Source organism: Cognatishimia activa (assembly GCF_026016445.1).
GTDB classification, from domain to species: domain Bacteria; phylum Pseudomonadota; class Alphaproteobacteria; order Rhodobacterales; family Rhodobacteraceae; genus Cognatishimia; species Cognatishimia activa_B.
In genome coordinates this window covers 2,450,573-2,467,830 of the sequence record NZ_CP096147.1, presented here as the reverse complement: position 1 = coordinate 2,467,830, position 17,258 = coordinate 2,450,573, and the positions used below count along the sequence as shown (strand labels likewise).

The window sequence follows — 17,258 nt, the reverse complement described above, 5'->3', positions numbered from 1 at the left end:
TCATGCAGAAGTTGATTTCGAAAGCGTCCCCAAGGGCACGTCCAGAGCATCGGGCATCACATAGATTTCGATCTGTCCGCGGGACAGATTCCAGTGATCGTCTGCCAATGTTCCGGCAAGTTGTTCATCTCTTGTTTCAATTGCCGAAATGATCTGATCGTGCTGTTCGCTGGCCTTGGTGAGATTGCCGACCATTTCGGAATTCTGTGGTTGGTAGAACGTCGTGCCGATACGCGCATGGTCGATCAGCAAACGTTGGAAAGAGGGCTGCAAGTAAATGTTGCCCGCCATATCCCCGGTCACTTCATGGAAATGGTTGTTCGCCAAAGCCCGGTCCCCTGCGGAACCGTTGCGAAGGGCTGCCTTGAACTCCTGCTGGGCATCCTTAAGCCGTTCAATCTGGCTATTGGATGCGTTCAACGCGGCTAACCGAAGGATTGCTCCGTAAATCATGGGAGCAGCGAGGAAAAAGTCACGGAGGGTTCGGTAGGACAAATCTGAAACGCGCGCGCCTTTGTTTGCACGCAGATCCAGGTAGCCTGCTCCGCTCATCTCGCGGAAGACCTCCCGTAGAGGTGTACGGGAAAGACCAAAAGCGGCAGACAGTTCCGCTTCATCCAGGTCGGAACCTGGACGCAGACGCTGAGTGAGAATCGATACCTTCAAGTGATCGAACAACTCTTCTTTGCGTCGACGTGCCTCTTCTTTCATCCCATTTCCTCTGTTTTTACTCGGTTTTTTTCACCTTCAGTGGGAACAACTATTGGCCGTCCTACGGGGTTTTCTCAATCACCTTTTCAAAAATACAACTTGTGTACAATATAAAAACATGCAGCATACAAGAAAAAAATTCAGGGAGATTGAAGTGACAGATGCTTTGGCAGACCCGGTGATTGATTGCCGAAATCTTTGGAAGATTTTCGGAAAGCGCGCCGACGCCGCGATGAAGGCCGTTCAAGAACAAGGACTTGGCAAGCTGGAGGTGCGTGATCAGTTTGACTGCGTCGTTGGTGTTCAAGACGCGTCATTTACAGTCGGGCGCGGCGAAATTTTTTGCATCATGGGCCTGTCGGGATCGGGCAAGTCCACTTTGATTCGTCACGTAAACCGCCTGATCGAACCCACAACAGGCCAGCTATTTATTGAAGGTGAAGACGTTAACGCGCTCTCTCCACGCGACTTGCGCGAGTTGCGCGCTGAAAAAATTGGCATGGTTTTCCAAAACATGGCGCTGATGCCGCACCGGACTGTCATCGACAACGTCGCTTTCAGCCAAGAGGTGCGCGGATACGATCTGGAAAGCCGCAAAGAAAACGCCATGCGCGCTATTGATGCTGTGGATTTGAATGGTTGGGATCAGAAATACCCAGACGAACTTTCTGGCGGCATGCAGCAGCGCGTTGGTCTGGCCCGCGCCATTGCGGCCGATCCTTCAATTCTTTTGATGGATGAACCCTTCTCGGCGCTGGACCCACTTATTCGCCGTCAGCTGCAGGATAAGTTTATGTCGCTTTCGGCGGACATGAACAAAACCACACTGTTCATCACCCACGATCTGGACGAGGCGATCCGCATCGGAGACCGCATCGCGATCATGAAAGACGGTGCATTGGTCCAAGTAGGCACGCCGGAGGACATCGTGACCAATCCGGTGGACGACTATGTGGCGGACTTTGTCGCGGGCATTTCCAAGCTTGATCTCGTTTCGGCCGGGAAAATCATGGAATCTGTGGAAGCCTACGAAGGGCGCCGGGGTCCGATCGATGATGTAAATGCCTGGCCCGAGGCGCATCCCGACCAATCTCTGGATGATCTCGTCAATCTCTCAATCTCAACCCAGAACCCAATCATGGTCAAAGTCGATGGCCGCCCGATTGGCGTTGTGACCAAGAACGCTCTGCTGCGCGGCATCCAAGGTGATGTCGACGACCAGAGCGCCGTAAAGCACTGAGGAGCCCATCATGGAAGAGAATAGTTTCAGCATCCTTGATCCGTTTTCCTCAGTTGATCTGGGCATCGCGGAATCCGCTGATGGCGTAAAACAATGGGCGATTGCCAATCGCGGCATAATCCAGCCCATTAAAAACATCTTCAACGAAATGATCGTGGGCATCGACACAGCTCTGAATGCAGTGCCGCCGACGATCATGCTGATCTTGCTGGTCTTAGTTGCCTGGCAAGCGGCGGGTCGCCGGGTGGCTATCTTAGTTGGAGTTAGCATGTTCTGCCTGGGCTTCCTTGCGCCAAACGCCTGGGGCCTCGCGATGACGACATTGGCGATTGTGGTCAGTTCAGTCCTCCTGTGTTTCCTGATCGGGCTGCCGCTCGGTGTTCTGGCGGGAAAAAACGATCGGTTTGAAGCCACCATTCGACCTGTTTTGGACACGATGCAGACCATCCCAGCCTTTGTGTATCTGGTTCCGGTGGTCATGCTGATCGGCATTGGCAACGTGTCCGGTGTGATTGTCACAATCATCTTCGCCCTACCGCCGCTTGTACGCCTGACCTCATTGGGCATCCGCGGCGTGAACCCATCTGTTGTCGAAGCAGCAAAGGCCTTTGGCGCCAACCCAAGGCAAATCTTGTTGAAAGTTGAACTACCGCTCGCCACCCCGACCATACTGGCTGGTGTGAACCAAACCATCATGCTCTCGCTTTCGATGGTTGTGATTGCCTCGATGATCTCGGTGAAGGGTCTCGGCAACGAAGTTCTACGCGCCATGGGGCGGTTGGATGCGGGCAAGGCCCTCGTCGGTGGCCTTGGCATCGTCATTCTCGCGATCGTTTTGGACCGGATCACCCAGGGCATGGGGCAATCGGGCCGCGAGCGCGGGCATCGCCACTGGTGGCAGGGCGGTCCGGTCGGGCTGATCCTGCGCACCACAGGAAAAATAAAATAACCAACAGAGGAGCGACTCTATGAAAAAAACAACAGCAATCGCAACATTGCTTGCAACGACCCTGATGGGCGGCGCAGCAATTGCGGACAGCATGCCAGGAAAAGGCGTCGACGTACGTCCGATTATGGCGCCATCTCTGGAAGAAACCTTCCAGCACCGCGTTTTGTTCCGCGCGCTTGAAGACCTTGGTTACACTGTGGCTGAACCACAAGAGGTTGAATATCAGACCATTCACCTTGCACTGGGCACTGGTGATGGCGACTTTACTGCCGTTCACTGGAATGCGCTGCACAACAACTTCTTTGAAGAATCTGGCGGAGATGCAGTTCTTGAGAAAGTCGGCACCCTGGTTGACGGTGCTTTGCAAGGCTATCTGATCAACAAGTCGGCATATGACGCGGGTGTTCAAAACCTTGGTGATCTGAAGGATCCGGAAGTCGCCAAAATGTTCGACGCTGATGGCGACGGCACTGCCGACCTCGCGGGCTGTGTGCCGGGCTGGGGTTGTGAACGCGTCATTGAGCACCAGCTGACGGAATTCGGCCTGCGTGACACCGTTTCACATAACCAAGGCGCATATAACGCCATCATCGCTGACACCATTGCCCGCAGCAGCGCTGGCGAAAACATCCTTTATTACACCTGGACACCTTACTGGGTATCCGGTGCATTGGTGCCAGGTGAGGACGTTGAATGGCTGGCGGTGCCATACAGCTCCCTGCCAGATGGCGCGACAGCAAACACCGAATTTGAGGGCAAAGACCTTGGCTTTGCAGTCGACAGCATTCGCGTAGTTGCAACTGACGACTTTCTGGGTGCAAACCCAGCAGCAGCGAAATTGTTTGAATTGGCGAAGATTTCCATCAATGATATCTCCGCGCAGAATAAGCTAATCTCTGACGGTCAGGATGGTTCCGACGATATCGACCGGCATGTAAGCCAGTGGATTTCTGACAATCAAGCAGAGTATGATTCCTGGCTAGCGGCAGCACGCGCAGCGGCACAATAAACTTTGCTACATCTGAAGGGCGAAGTGGCACGTGCCACTTCGCCCTTTTATTTGCGGACAAACTACGATGACGAAACATATTGTCTTCTTAATGGTCGAAGAGTTTGCCAATCTGGCATTCTCATGCGCTGTGGAACCGCTCCGCATCGCGAACATGATCAGTGGAGAGGAATTGTATAAATGGACGCTCCTCTCTGATAACGGAAAGACGGTTACCTGTTCCGGTGGTATCGTAATGCAGGTCGATGGCGACTTTGACGAAGTTCCTAAATGCGATCAGCTTTTTGTGCTTTCTGGGTCGAATATGCAGAAGCATGCGTCGGCCCATTTGATCAGCACACTGCGCAAACAACGCGCCATGGGAAATCCGATCGGAGCGCTATGCTCCGGCGCATGGATCCTCGCAAAGGCTGGGTTTCTGGACGGTATGCAGGCCGCCATTCACTGGGATTTTCATGACGCATTCATGGAGGAATTTCCCGAAGTGAATCTAGTGCGCAACGTCTTTGTATCAGACGAGAAATATGTCACCGCTTCGGGTGGGACGGCCACGGCTGATCTGATGTTGCATCGGGTGGAAATGGACCATGGCAGCAGCCTCGCGATGGATGTGGCGGACCAGATGGTTTATTCTGGTGCGCGCAATGCTTCAGCAGAACAGCGTGTCTCGCTTCAAGCGCGCAACGGCATGCGTAATCGACATCTCGCGAAAGCCCTGCAAATCATGCAGGACACGTTAGAAAACCCCATTTCACCCGCAGATATTGCCAAGGATATTGGCATTTCTTCCCGTCAGCTAGAGCGTCTCTTCGGTCGTTACCTGAATTCCTCTCCCAAACGATACCACCTGGAAATGCGGTTAGAGCGCGCTCGGCATTTGCTGATGCAAACCGAAGCATCCGTAATCGATGTGGCCATTGCCTGTGGCTTCGAAACCACAGGACATTTCTCCCGAGTTTATCGCACGGCCTACGGCGTTAGCCCATCTATGCAGCGATACAAATAAAGCTGCTTCCCGGATAAATGTCGGTTTCTGCAAGGACTCTTCGCCCATCAGCACGAGGCGGGTCAAAGAATCCGCGAGTCTCTGTCTAAAGGAGACCATGAATGACCCAGAAATCAGCTACGCGCACTCGTGCCGGTGGCCGCTCCGCTCGCCGAGCCGTCCGTACCGCCACGAATTTTGACATGCTTCCCGGCCTGACCAACACACTGCCGCTTTGCGAAGTAATGGACGGTGCGCAGGTTGAGCGCATTCACAACGCATCGATGGACATTCTGGAAAATGTCGGCGTGCAATTCCGTGACCCAATTGCCTTGGAAGATTGGAAAAAGGCTGGTGCCAAGGTTGTCGATGAGATGGTGTATCTGGATCGCAACTTGGTGATGGATCTGATCGCGACGATTCCGTCCGAATTCACCTACCATGCGCGGAATCCCAAGAATAACGTTAAACTCGGTGGCCGGAACTCTGTGTTCGTGCCAATGACAGGCGCGCCTTTCATTCGTGACCTCGATAATGTTCGCCGCAACCCAATGATGGAAGATTTGGCGACCTTCCACAAATTGAGCCACATGATGCCAGCGCTCAATAGCTCAGCGCACCATATTGTCGAACCTTACGACCATCCGATCAGCCAGCGTCACCTGCGCATTACTTATTCGTCGATGAAGTATTCCGACAAGATGTTCATGGGCATGACCACAAGCCCAAAGAACGCCGAAGACGTCATGGACATGTGCGCCATCCTCTTTGGCGAGGAATTCATGGAAGAAAACCCCGTCACAACTGGCAACTGCAACGGCAACTCGCCGCTGGTTTGGGACGAGACCATGCTGGGTGCGATGCGGGCCTTCTGTAAACGCAAACAGCCAGTGCTGTGCTCCCCATTCGTTTTGGGTGGCGCAAACACTCCAGCCAGTGTGCCAGCTACGGTCGCTCAGCTGAATGCAGAAGCCCTGAGCGCATTGGCTTACACTCAGGTTATCCGCAAAGGCGCCCCTGCCATCTATGGCCATTACCTGTCCACCGTCAGTATGAAATCTGGTGCTCCTATGGCTGGCACCCCGGAAATCAGCTTGATGAACTTCATGATCGGTCAGATGGCCCGTTTTTACGAAGTGCCTTGGCGTACATCCAACACCTTGGGCGGCGCAAAGACCTTCGATGCTCAAGCTGGTTATGAAAGCAGTACAACGCTTTCCGCCGTTATGCACGCAGGTGCCAACTACATTTGGCACTCAGCGGGCTGGAACGAAGCTGGCATGCACTGCTCAATCGCAAAGTTTGTTGTCGACGCAGAACAATGCGCTATGGCGTATCGCATGGCGGAGGGTCCGAAATGGCACGACTTTGATCAAGCCGTTGCAGCTGTGTCTGACGTTGGTCCGGGTGGTCACTACCTTGGCCATGAGCACACGCAAGAAAACTTTCAGACAGCTTTCTTCATGCCGGAGCTTTTTGACAACAATTCAATTGAGCAATGGACTGCGGAAGGCGAAGTGGAGATCACTGAACGAGCTCTCAAGTATGCGCGGCAACTGCTTGGTGAATACCAGGAACCGACACTGGATATTGCCAAGAATGAGGAGCTGCTGGAGTATATTGCGCGCCGTGAAAGAGAAATTCCGGCTGCTGCTGAACTCAATCAGGAATACTAACGTACATCGCTAGCTCGAAGTCGCTTTCACATCAAGAAAGCCCATCTGATACATAATTAATTCCGTTTGGATGGGCTTTCGGAATGTGCCATTTGGGCTTGCCCAAGTCTTTGCTGGGACACAGTTGGTAGATATTAAGAACCATCGGTTCGATAGAATAGCGATGCAAATGATATTTCAGCCCCGCAAATAGAATTGGTTGTGTACTATATGGCCGATTCAGAAAGCCATTCAAACACGCGTCTGGCGCGGCTTGAGTTTTCGTTGTGTAGCTTCAGATAAAACCCCAGATTTGTATTCACGGAGTCAGGCAAAAGGCGCACCAATTTACCTGATTCAAGCAACTCCGCTGTCAAGCTGTGCCAACCCAGCACAGCGCCCATATCGTCTTGAGCCGCCTGCAAGGCGATGGAGTAGTTGTTGACTCTGTGCTCAATATTGAGCGTGCCTTTGAAATTTTTGGCTTTGCTCCATTGTTGCCAGTTCATCCATTCAGCCAGTCCATCGGCAAGCTGGATCAGTGGCACGCCTGACATATCTTGAATGTCCTCGACATTGTGTTTTTTGGCAAAACGGGGACTGGCTAGGATCGAGATATTGCCGTGAAAAAGGTGGCGGCAGGGCAGGGTTTCGCGTGTCATATCACCGTAGTTAACGCTGATATCACAGGCCGGCGTATCAAGAGGCATGTCACTGACGATCTGAGCGACAGAGATATGCCCGTGGCTTTTCCAGAATTCTGCGAGGCGCGGGGTAAGCCAGAGGGAGCTGACCGCAGGTGTCGACCCGATGGCTACAGAAGACCGCCGGTGCTGCGCCCGCAGTTGCGACAGTGACTCGTTGATGCCCTCAAAAGCGCGTTGCAGGGAAACCAGAAGATATGCTCCGCTTTCGGTCAGTTCCACGCCGCGGTGAAAACGGTGAAAGAGCTCGCAGTTCAGGTCACTTTCCAAGGCTTTCACCTGATGACTGATCGCTGCCGGTGTCACACCAAGTTCCTCAGCCGCCAGTTTGAAACTGGCATTTCGCGCTGCGGCCTCAAATGACACCAGCCATTTTGATGAGGGCAGATCATAGGGGCGATTGGGCAAGGTCAGTATTCCTTGTGTTGAATGGTTCGCCCTAAAACACGACGCTGTGGGTGAATCTTGAATTAGTTCAAGTATCTCAAGCTTACTTTTTTTGCAGTTGCAAGGCCAGCGGTGAAGGCAAAAAATATGCTCAAATTTTGCTGATGGTAGCGCCCCTTGCAGAAGGGCGTGTGCAACGGAGATCCCTATGAAATCACATGCAAAGGTAGTTGTTGTCGGAGGAGGCTGTGTTGGCGCTTCGATTCTCTATGGCCTGACAGAACACGGCTGCAACGACGCCGTCATGCTGGAACGGACAACACTGACATCCGGTTCAACCTGGCACGCAGCAGGATTGCTGGTGACCTTCGTGCGGTCTCACAACGTCTCCAAAATGACTTTGGAAACCATTCGCATTTATTCTGAAGTTGAAGAGAAACTGGGTGCCTCCGTTGGCTTGCGCAAAGTTGGCCAACTACGCGTGGCCAACACGCCGGAACGCTGGGACGAGTTTCAAAGCTACCTGTCGGTTGCTGAGGCAGCTGATGTTCCATGCCGTCTTGTAACGCCGGAAGAAATTGCGGAACTACATCCCCTCCTGAACCAGAGCGACAGCATTCAAGGCGGTATTCTGCATACAGAAGATGGCTATGTGAACCCGGCCGACATTACACAGGCAATGGCAAAACTTGCGCGCGATGCGGGTGCCACGATTTATCAAAACACCGAAGCGCAATCTTACGAAAAACTGGAAAACGGTCACTGGAAGGTAACCACCAACCAAGGCGAAATCACCTGTGAACATCTGATTTTCGCCACAGGAAACTACGCACGCGAAAACGCGCGCCGTGTCGGCATTGATCTGCCTTGCATCCCAATTTTGCACCAGTACTGGACCACGGAAACTGTGCCTATGCTGGTCGACCGCAAAAAACAGGGTCTGCCAGAATTCCCGATCCTGCGCGATGAAGACTATGGCGCATATCTGCGTGAAGACACCGGCGGCATTCAGTTTGGCCCGTATGAGTTCGAAAAAGACCTGAAGCTCTTCGCCGAGGATCGCGTTCCCCCAACCTTTGGCGCGGACCTGCTGCCAGAAGATTTCGAAGCCGTGGAAACGCAATGGGAACGCGCCATTGAACGCGTTCCGATGCTGGGTGAAGTTGGTATCAAAGCCAACACCCGTGGCCCTTTCCAGATGACGCCGGACGAATTGCCATTGGCCGGACCGGCGCCAGGCCATGACAATCTCTGGCTCGCAGAAGGTATGCCGGGCGGCATCCTTTGGGGCGGCACTGTTGGCAACCAATTGGCGCAATGGATCCTGAAAGGCGCGCCGGGCATCGACATGTCTGAGCTGGATCCGCGTCGATTTGGTGACTTCGCGTCCAAACGTTGGACAATGAAAAAAGTGCGTGAAACTTGGGGAACGCATATGCATGCGCATTTCCCAGGCGAAGATTTTTACTCTGCCCGCCCGATGCGCACTGTGGGATCTTATGATCTGCTGACCGAGAAGGGAGCCGTTTGGACACTTTACAACGGTTACGAATTCCCAAAATGGTTTGCGCCATCCCCAGAAGAAGCAATCCCCGCGCATAGTTTCCGCCGCACCTACGCCTGGGACCATGTGGAAGCCGAGGTTCAGACGACGCGTGATGAAGCAGGCTTCATCGAGATGTCACCGATGACCAAATTCACAGTGCGTGGATCCGGCGCGGCGACATGGCTTGACAGCATCATGGCCAACAAGCTGCCTAAGGTCGGGCGTATGACTCTGTCTTTGCTGCTTAATGAACGTGGCGGCATGGATGGCGAATACACCATCGTGCGCTATGCCGAGAATGATTTTTATCTTGTCTCGACGCCCAACGGTCAGGTCTACAACTGGGATCAACTGTCCAAGCTGATGCCAAAAGATGGCTCTGTTGTGATGGAAGACATTTCCGAACAGATGGGTGTTGTTGCTTTGGCTGGGCCGAAGTCCCGCGAAATCCTGCAGCAGTTCACCGACAATGATCTGTCCAACGAAGCTTTCCCGTGGCTGTCGGCGCAAAAGGGTGAGTTTGGCTTTGCCAAAGGCGTTCACCTGCTGCGCGTGAGCTACACAGGTGAACTCGGCTGGGAGCTTCACCACCCTGTGAACTACAACCGCCATATCGTGGAACAGCTTCTTAAGGCAGGCGTGCGGCCATTCGGGGCACTGGCGCTGGAATCCATGCGACTGGAGAAGTCCTATCGCGCGATCAACCGTGAGATTTGCAAAGATATGACGCCATATGAGGCCGATCTGGGTCGTTTCGTGGCGATGACAGAAAAGGTGCAGGGCGTCGTTCGTGAACGCAATTTCATCGGTAAAGAGGCCTTGCTGAAGCAGAAAGAAGAGGGCGGGTACAATACACTTGTCACTCTTAAACTGCCATTCTGCGATACTTCGGTGATTGCATATGAAGCGGTCTACCAAGACGGCGAAATCGTCGGTCGAGTGACCTCAGGCGGTTTCTCCTATTACTGCCAGCACGACATAGCCATGGCGCTTGTTCCGCAGGAGCTGACGGCTCCCGGCACTCAAATGCAGGTGAAAATTCATGGAGAGCTGCGCGATGCCGAAGTGATCGACACCTGTGCCGTTGACCCAACCAGCGCTCGCGCGCGTGCATAGTCCGGAGTTATAGCGATGAACACTCAAACAAGAGAACGATCAGCCCGTGGTGGACGCGCTGCACGGGTGGCTGCCCGCACCAATCCGCCGCCAGTCTACTTGTCTACATTGAATCGAAAAGTCGGTCCGATAGATCTGTTGGGTCCCGAAGGTGTGGAGAAAATCCACAACGCGGCTATGACGATCCTAGAAACCACGGGTATCGAGTTCCGTGATCCGGTCGCATTGGCTGACTGGAAGAAATACGGCGCGAAAGTTGACGGGGAGCGTGTCCGCATTGGTCGTGACATGCTTATGGATCTGATTTCCACAGTGCCAGAAGAATGGGACTATGCAGCACGTAATCCTGAGCGTTCGTTGAAAGTGGGCAAACGCAACTCTGTTTTCGCCAATGCTTACGGCGCTCCCTTTGTCTACGGCTTAGACGGTGTACGCCGCCCCTCAGTGCTGGAAGATGCACACAACTTCTTCAAGTTGAGCCAGATGAGCCAGTCCATGATGGTCCCTGGCATTCTTCCGGTTGAGCCGCAGGATGTGCCGGTGCCACAGCGACATCTGGAGCTTGTTCACGCCGCCCTGACCCTAACTGACAAACCGATCAAGGGATCTGTGCTGTCTGAACAGGCCGCACGGGATTCCGTTGACATGACACGCATCGTCTTTGGTGAGGAGTTTGTCGACAATAACGTGGTGATGGCCGCGCTTTTGAATTGCAATACACCTCTGGTTTGGGATGAAACCATGTTGGAAAGCTTGCGTGTTTATGCAGCAGCGAACCAACCTTGCTTGCTTTCTCCCTTTGTTCTTGCGGGCGCTTCAACACCTGCAAGCCCACAAGGCGGTGTGGCTCTGCTGATCGCGGAATCTTTGGCGGGTATGGCCTATAGCCAGATCATCCGGCGCGGAGCGCCAATGGTACTTGGTGTAGCGATCATGGGTGTTTCCATGAAAACCGGTGCACCCATGATGGGGTCTCCAGAACCGGGTTTGATGAACCTTCTAGTTGGTCAGATGGCGCGTTTCTATCGGGTGCCATGGCGAACATGCACCATGTGGACGGGATCCAAATCGCCTGACATGCAGGCGGCTTTTGACACTGCCAACACCATGTGGCCGGTGTTGCTTGGTGGTTGCAATTACATTGTTCACTCCGCTGGCTTCCTCGAAGGTGCGCTTGGTGTGAGCTATTCAAAATGGGTGCAGGACGCGCGCCAACTTGAGAATTTCCACCGTTTCTTCAGCGGCCTTGCCGAAGAAAACCTCGACGCGATTTTGGATGACATCGCCGAAATCGGCCCTGGCGGGCACTTCCTCGGCACCGATCATACGCGCGAAAATCCAATGCACATGAACCCTCTGCAAAACAACGACAGCTTTGAGCAGTGGGAAGCAGAGGGCGCTAAAGATGCCGAAACTGTCGGTCTTTTAGAGGCTCAGCGCATGTTGGACACTTACGTTGAGCCCTACATGCCGCCGGACAAACGTGGCGAACTCAATGAGTTTGTTGCGAAAAAACGGGCCGAGTATAGCTAAGCCACTGATCAAAGGGCGCGCGGGCAATTGCCAGCGCTGCCTGAGTAAATGCGTAAGAGGACTTAGAGAATGACAAACCCGTCTACACAAATTCTGTCGTTGGACGAGATCCGCAAGTTGGCAAAATCCGTGCTTGTTAGGGCAGGTATGGATGCAGCGGGCAGCGACCTAATAGCTGAAATTGTTTCGAGCTCCGAAAGGGACGGGCCACGCAGCCATGGCCTTCGAATGCTGCCTGTGTACGTTCAGAGTTTCACGTCTGGTTATGCCAACCCTTCGGCTTCTCCAAAAATCGAGAAGATCGCTCCCGGTGTTCTGCGCGGCGATGGCGACAATGGTTATTATCAGCTTGCAGCCGCTGCCGCGCGCGATGAATTGATTGCTATTGCCCGTGAACAAGGCATTGCCTCATTCACTTGTGCCAACTGCCATCACTTGGGCGGTCTTCGATTTGACACAGAGCCTTTGGCAGCGGCAGGTCTTGTCGCCATAGGCGTTGTGAATTCGCTTTCCATGGTCGTGCCTCAAGGTGGTGTCCGCCCCGTCTTTGGCACCAACCCGATGTCTTTTGCCTGCCCACGTCCTGGCCAACCGCCTATCGTCTGGGATCAAGCATCATCCATGGCCGCCATGATGGACATCAAGATGGCTGCCGCCGAGGGGCATGAGCTGCCCGTTCCAGCTGGTCTCGACACCGATGGGAACCCAAGCACAGATCCGAATGAGATTATGACCACGCGGAGCTTCCTGCCGTTTGGGGAGCACAAAGGCGCAGCGATTGCATTTATGGTTGAAGTTCTGGGCGCGGCTTTGGCGGGCGGAACTCTGGCGATCGACAATGAAAATCGGTTGGCACATGGGGCGTTGAACGTGAAAGGCGGTGCAACTCTGATCGCACTTGATCCAAGCCGCTTCGGAAACGCAGGGTTTGATGCCGCGGTGGCACAGATATGCGGTGCGATTGATGGCAATGGTACGGCGCGCATTCCGGGTGATGGTCGGTTGGGCAAACGCACCAAAGCGGAAGCTGAAGGTGTCGAAGTCAGTTCTGAACTTCTGGCCGAACTTGGCTATACATCAGGAACTTCTGAGTGAAACATATTGCAGTCATAGGCGGCGGCATCGTCGGGATTTCCTGCGCGCTCGCTTTGCAGAGTGATAGGCATGAGGTCACGGTGCTGGAGCCCGGACCTATTGGGGAAGGGGCCAGCTGGGCGTCTTGCGGGTGTCTGGCCGTAGGAGAAATCGTGCCTCTGTCGCAACCCAAAATGCTGATGCAGGTGCCTGGTTGGCTGATGGATCCCGAAGCACCGCTGGCCGTGCGTCCAACGTCTTTTCTCGGATTGCTACCTTGGTTCACACGTTTTACGTTGAATTCGTTCCCTCACAAAATGCGGGCAATAGCAGCGGATCTTGCGACGCTGACATTTCAAGCCACGGATGATTTCAAGGCTCTCGCGGCAGATATTGGTCATCCGGAAGTTCTTGTGGAACGTCCGATACTTAAGGTGTTTGACGACGATAAAGACAAAGCCACGATGGGCGCGGCTTTTGATCTGGCTCGCGAAATGGGTTGCACCATCGACGAAGTCTCCGGTCAGGAAGCCAAGAATATGGAACCGGCCATCGCGGGTGATTTTCAGCACGCCGCAATTTTGCGTGATTGGAGCTATGTCACTGACCCTGTTCAGCTTGTAAAGCGGCTAACAGAAGCGTTTCTGGCGCGGGGCGGCACTGTAAAATCTGCAGCTGTTGCTGACTTCAGTCGCGACGGCTCGGTTGTTCGGTCAGTGCGATCTACCGACGGCGAAGATATCTTTGCCGACGAGATTGTGATTGCCGCTGGGACAGGTTCCAAAATGCTGGCGCGCAAATTGGGTATCCGCCTGCCTGTCGAAGGGCTCGCTGGCTATTCAACGCTATTGCCGGAAAGTGGCGTCGATCTGAAACACACCGTGTTTTATCCAAAGGGCGGCTTTGGGATCACGCCGTATCAGGATGCGCTGGCAGTTGCTGGCACCGCCGAGTTTATGAATTTGGATGCAAAGCCGAATTGGCGTCGTGCAGAGGTTCTTGTGAACCACGCACGCCGCGTGTTGCCCGGCTTGAACACAACCAACTCAGAACGCCGCATGGGACGGCGCCCTTTCACCCCCGATACGCGACCTGTGATCGGTCGCAGCGCTCGCCTTGCCAACGTGATGTTTGCAACGGGTCACGGCCAACTTGGCCTGACATTGAGCGCAACAACTGGTCGTCTTGTGGCTGCAGAAATTGCAGGGCGAGCGCCGCATGTTGCCATCGAAGCGTTCCATCCGGACCGTTTTTCCAGGCGACAAAACTACTCTCCTCACGGAGCACATTAAAAAAGGAACAGGGAGTAATGTGATGTCAATAAAACCTCCATTTACGGAGCTTGAGATAAAAACTGAGGATGACGGTTTTTATAAAGACGCGAGTTTGCCGATCGCCTTGATATCCAAGGGGATCATGGTTGCACTGGTGCTTTGGGCCCTAATTTGGCCCGGGAATGCTAACAGCACGTTGGGTAGCTTGAACTGGTCCTTGCTAGAGGGCTTCAACCAATTCTACATCATCATTGTCGGGCTGTTTGCTTTCTTTCTCTTCATCGTAGCAGCTTTGCCATATTCGGGCCGTAAGGTCATGGGTACACCGGGAGAAAAGCCTGAGTTTTCAAACTTTTCCTGGTTCTCCATGATGTTTGGCGCCGGTCTGGGCGTGGGCCTTATGGTCTATGCGACGGCGGAACCTATGGGGCTTTGGGGCTCTAACCCGGTTGTGGTCGCGGGCGCGGTCGAAGGCAGCTCTGAAGCGGCCGTTGAATCCGCGTTCCGTTACACTTTCCTGCACTACGGTTTCCACGCCTGGGCGATTTATGTGATCACCGGTCTGTCGCTGGCTTACTACGCCTATACCCGTGGTATGCCACTGACCATCCGGTCTGCGCTGACCCCAATTCTGGGCTCTGCTGCAAATGGCTTTATCGGCCACATCGTGGACGTTTTGGGTGTTGTTGCGACAATCCTTGGTGTTTCTGTGACCATCGGTTTCGGTGTCTCGCAGTTTGTTGATGGTCTTTATGCCGTGACCAACATGAGTTGGTTGGTCAACATGAACGGCGATGTACCTGCTCCGAGTACGGTTGGTCTGATCACAGCTCTCGTAATTATTATGGGTCTGTCGATCATCTCTGCTGTCTCTGGAGTTGGCCGTGGAGTGAAATACCTCTCCAACCTGAACATGGTGCTGTCGCTGATCTTACTGTTGACCTTCATTATCTTCGGCTCATTCCTGTTTGCGATGACGACTTACGCTACCGCAATGGTCGACTACATCATGCATTTCATATCGTTGTCGTTTGAGGCCTACGGCCCACAAGCGGCGAGCGAATTTGCAGCGGGTCTGCCAGAAGCAGCCAAACCATTGGCGGATGATCTGATCGGTGGCGCAACCAATGCTTGGGGCAGCTTTGATGGGTTCAAGTCTGGTCTAACAGGTGCAGCTGCGGAGCTTGACGATACCACACTGCAAGCCGTTTATGCTGCGGGTGCCGATGGTCGCCTGTTCGGTTGGCAAGCCGGTTGGACAACCTTCTACTGGGCTTGGTGGATTGCATTCTCGCCATTTGTTGGTCTGTTCCTGGCACGTATTTCCAAGGGTCGCACAGTTCGCGAGTTCATCCTTGGCTGCGTTATCGCACCTGCGTTGGTCTGTTTCGCTTGGATGACCATCCTGGGTGGCACAGCGGTTGATTTGGAAGTGGCCGGCCTGGCTGATCCGTCCATTGCAGCGGCATCAACCACAAACAAACTGTTTGTGGCGCTCGAGAACATCCTGAGTGAAGGGCTTTATGGCATCATCGTTGTGATGTGCGTTGTGTTAATCATGACATTCCTCGTGACCTCCGCGGACTCAGGCATTCTGGTGATGAACACTATTATGTCTGGTGGCGCTCAGGAAACCGGCGTCAAACACCGCATTATCTGGGGTCTGATCCTGACAGCGGTGATCGGCACGCTGATCGTCGCAGCTGGCGAAAACAACCCGCTGGATGCACTCAAAAACGCAATGATCATCGGCGCTCTGCCATTCACAATGGTGATGGGCTTGATGATGGTCGCACTTGCGAAAGCGCTCTATCGCGACAGTCAGCGCGAGAAGACAGAAGCCGAGGGCACAGCACCTGCTGAGTAACCTAAATACCTGGTTCGGCGGTGTTTGTACCATCGCCGAACCAATTCCAGAGTTCAGTTTCAACCCGTCCAGCGGACAAACAAGAAAGCACGTCGCGCATGAAAATCAGCGAGATCTATATCTATTCACATGATCTCCCGGTTAAAAACGGCCCCTACACAATGGCAAGCGGAGAGGTTTGGTCACTCGACACTACATTGGTGAAACTTGTGTCAGATAGTGGTCATGTTGGGTGGGGGGAGACCTGTCCCATTGGCCCGACCTACGCGGAAGCGCATGTAGGCGGTGCCCGAGCAGCCTTAGTGGAAATGGCTAAGGGTCTGATCGGCGCGGATATTTGGCCTGTATCTCTCAATCGGGCGATGGCTGGTCTGCTAAACGGACATAACTACGCGAAAGCTGCCATTGATATTGCAGCTCACGACCTACTCGGCAAACAGCTTGGGGTGAGCGTGGCAGAGTTGCTAGGCGGTGCGGTGACCGATCGCGTGCCTTCCTATTATGCCACAGGCGTGGGTGCACCGGATGACATTGCACGTCTCGCGAAGGAAAAACTTGATGAAGGATACCCGCGGCTGCAGGTCAAAGTTGGCGGCCGCCCTGTCGAAATCGATATCGAAACCATCCGGAAGGTCTGGGAGCAAATAGGTGGCTCTGGCATGCGCCTTGCCGTGGACGGAAACAGAGGCTGGACAACACGAGATGCTCTACGGGTCAGCCGTGAATGCCCGGAAATTCCATTTGTTATGGAGCAGCCCTGTAATACTATCCAGGATCTTGAGAAAATTCGCTCTCAAGTCAGTCACGGCATCTATATGGATGAAAATTCGATAGATCTGAATACGGTGATCTCCGCCGTTGGCACCGGATTGGTGGATGGCTTTGGTATGAAGGTCACCCGCATTGGCGGGTTGCAGAATATGCGGGTTTTCCGCGACATCTGTGAAGCCCGAAACCTACCGCACACGTGCGACGACAGTTGGGGCGGAGACATTATAGCCGCCGCCTGCACGCAAATTGGCGCGACCGTAAAACCGCAACTCAACGAAGGTGTTTGGCTTGCAGCCCCCTACATTGAAGGTCACTATGATCCTGAAAACGGTATCAAAATCATAGACGGCCATATCCAGAGGCCAACCGGTCCGGGTCTGGGCGTGGAGCCGGATGAAACACTGTTTGGCGACCCAATCGCCTCGTTCTAGGGAGAC

General features: G+C 53.8%; 13 protein-coding genes. 11 read left to right on the top strand and 2 right to left on the bottom strand.

Annotated features, from left to right (window positions below; translation table 11 throughout):
• Positions 1-711 (bottom strand): GntR family transcriptional regulator, encoded by a 711-nt coding sequence (locus M0D42_RS12335; RefSeq protein ID WP_265018911.1) that lies wholly within the window; start codon positions 709-711, stop codon positions 1-3.
• 154 nt (positions 712-865) lie between these two features.
• Between M0D42_RS12335 and M0D42_RS12330 the strand changes: the two genes are divergently transcribed.
• From M0D42_RS12330 to M0D42_RS12310, 5 genes are all read left to right on the top strand, one after another.
• A complete protein-coding gene (locus tag M0D42_RS12330; protein ID WP_265018910.1) occupies positions 866-1,951 on the top strand; it encodes a quaternary amine ABC transporter ATP-binding protein in 1,086 nt (361 codons plus the stop codon).
• 10 nt (positions 1,952-1,961) lie between these two features.
• Positions 1,962-2,900, top strand: coding sequence for an ABC transporter permease (locus M0D42_RS12325; RefSeq protein ID WP_265018909.1), 939 nt, complete (start codon positions 1,962-1,964; stop codon positions 2,898-2,900).
• A 19-nt stretch (positions 2,901-2,919) separates the two neighbouring features.
• Entirely contained in the window at positions 2,920-3,909 is a 990-nt protein-coding gene (proX, locus tag M0D42_RS12320; protein ID WP_265018908.1) for a glycine betaine/L-proline ABC transporter substrate-binding protein ProX, read from the top strand.
• 67 nt (positions 3,910-3,976) lie between these two features.
• Positions 3,977-4,915: a GlxA family transcriptional regulator gene (locus M0D42_RS12315; RefSeq protein WP_265018907.1), complete on the top strand. Its 939-nt coding sequence runs from the start codon at positions 3,977-3,979 to the stop codon at positions 4,913-4,915.
• A gap of 101 nt (positions 4,916-5,016) precedes the next feature.
• A complete protein-coding gene (locus tag M0D42_RS12310; RefSeq protein WP_265018906.1) occupies positions 5,017-6,570 on the top strand; it encodes a trimethylamine methyltransferase family protein in 1,554 nt (517 codons plus the stop codon).
• A 206-nt stretch (positions 6,571-6,776) separates the two neighbouring features.
• On the opposite strand, the gene M0D42_RS12305 is transcribed toward M0D42_RS12310, so the two are convergent.
• Positions 6,777-7,661: a LysR substrate-binding domain-containing protein gene (locus M0D42_RS12305; protein WP_265018905.1), complete on the bottom strand. Its 885-nt coding sequence runs from the start codon at positions 7,659-7,661 to the stop codon at positions 6,777-6,779.
• Positions 7,662-7,848: 187 nt separating this feature from the next.
• On the opposite strand from M0D42_RS12305, the gene M0D42_RS12300 reads away from it, so the two are divergent.
• The 6 genes from M0D42_RS12300 to M0D42_RS12275 all read left to right on the top strand — a co-directional run bounded on the left by M0D42_RS12300 (position 7,849) and on the right by M0D42_RS12275 (position 17,252).
• Positions 7,849-10,302, top strand: a complete 2,454-nt coding sequence (locus M0D42_RS12300; RefSeq protein ID WP_265018904.1) for a GcvT family protein — start codon at positions 7,849-7,851, stop codon at positions 10,300-10,302.
• A 15-nt stretch (positions 10,303-10,317) separates the two neighbouring features.
• Complete coding sequence (locus M0D42_RS12295; RefSeq protein ID WP_265018903.1) at positions 10,318-11,835, top strand: trimethylamine methyltransferase family protein; 1,518 nt, start codon at positions 10,318-10,320, stop codon at positions 11,833-11,835.
• A gap of 69 nt (positions 11,836-11,904) precedes the next feature.
• Positions 11,905-12,930 (top strand): Ldh family oxidoreductase, encoded by a 1,026-nt coding sequence (locus tag M0D42_RS12290; RefSeq protein ID WP_265018902.1) that lies wholly within the window; start codon positions 11,905-11,907, stop codon positions 12,928-12,930.
• Positions 12,927-14,201, top strand: coding sequence for an NAD(P)/FAD-dependent oxidoreductase (locus tag M0D42_RS12285; RefSeq protein WP_265018901.1), 1,275 nt, complete (start codon positions 12,927-12,929; stop codon positions 14,199-14,201). Before M0D42_RS12290 ends, M0D42_RS12285 begins: the two co-directional genes overlap by 4 nt.
• A gap of 22 nt (positions 14,202-14,223) precedes the next feature.
• Positions 14,224-16,050, top strand: a complete 1,827-nt coding sequence (locus tag M0D42_RS12280; protein ID WP_265018900.1) for a BCCT family transporter — start codon at positions 14,224-14,226, stop codon at positions 16,048-16,050.
• A 98-nt stretch (positions 16,051-16,148) separates the two neighbouring features.
• The gene (locus tag M0D42_RS12275) at positions 16,149-17,252 is read left to right on the top strand and encodes a mandelate racemase/muconate lactonizing enzyme family protein (RefSeq protein ID WP_265018899.1); all 1,104 of its coding nucleotides are present in this window, start codon (positions 16,149-16,151) and stop codon (positions 17,250-17,252) included.
• The last annotated feature ends 6 nt before the right edge of the window (positions 17,253-17,258 follow it).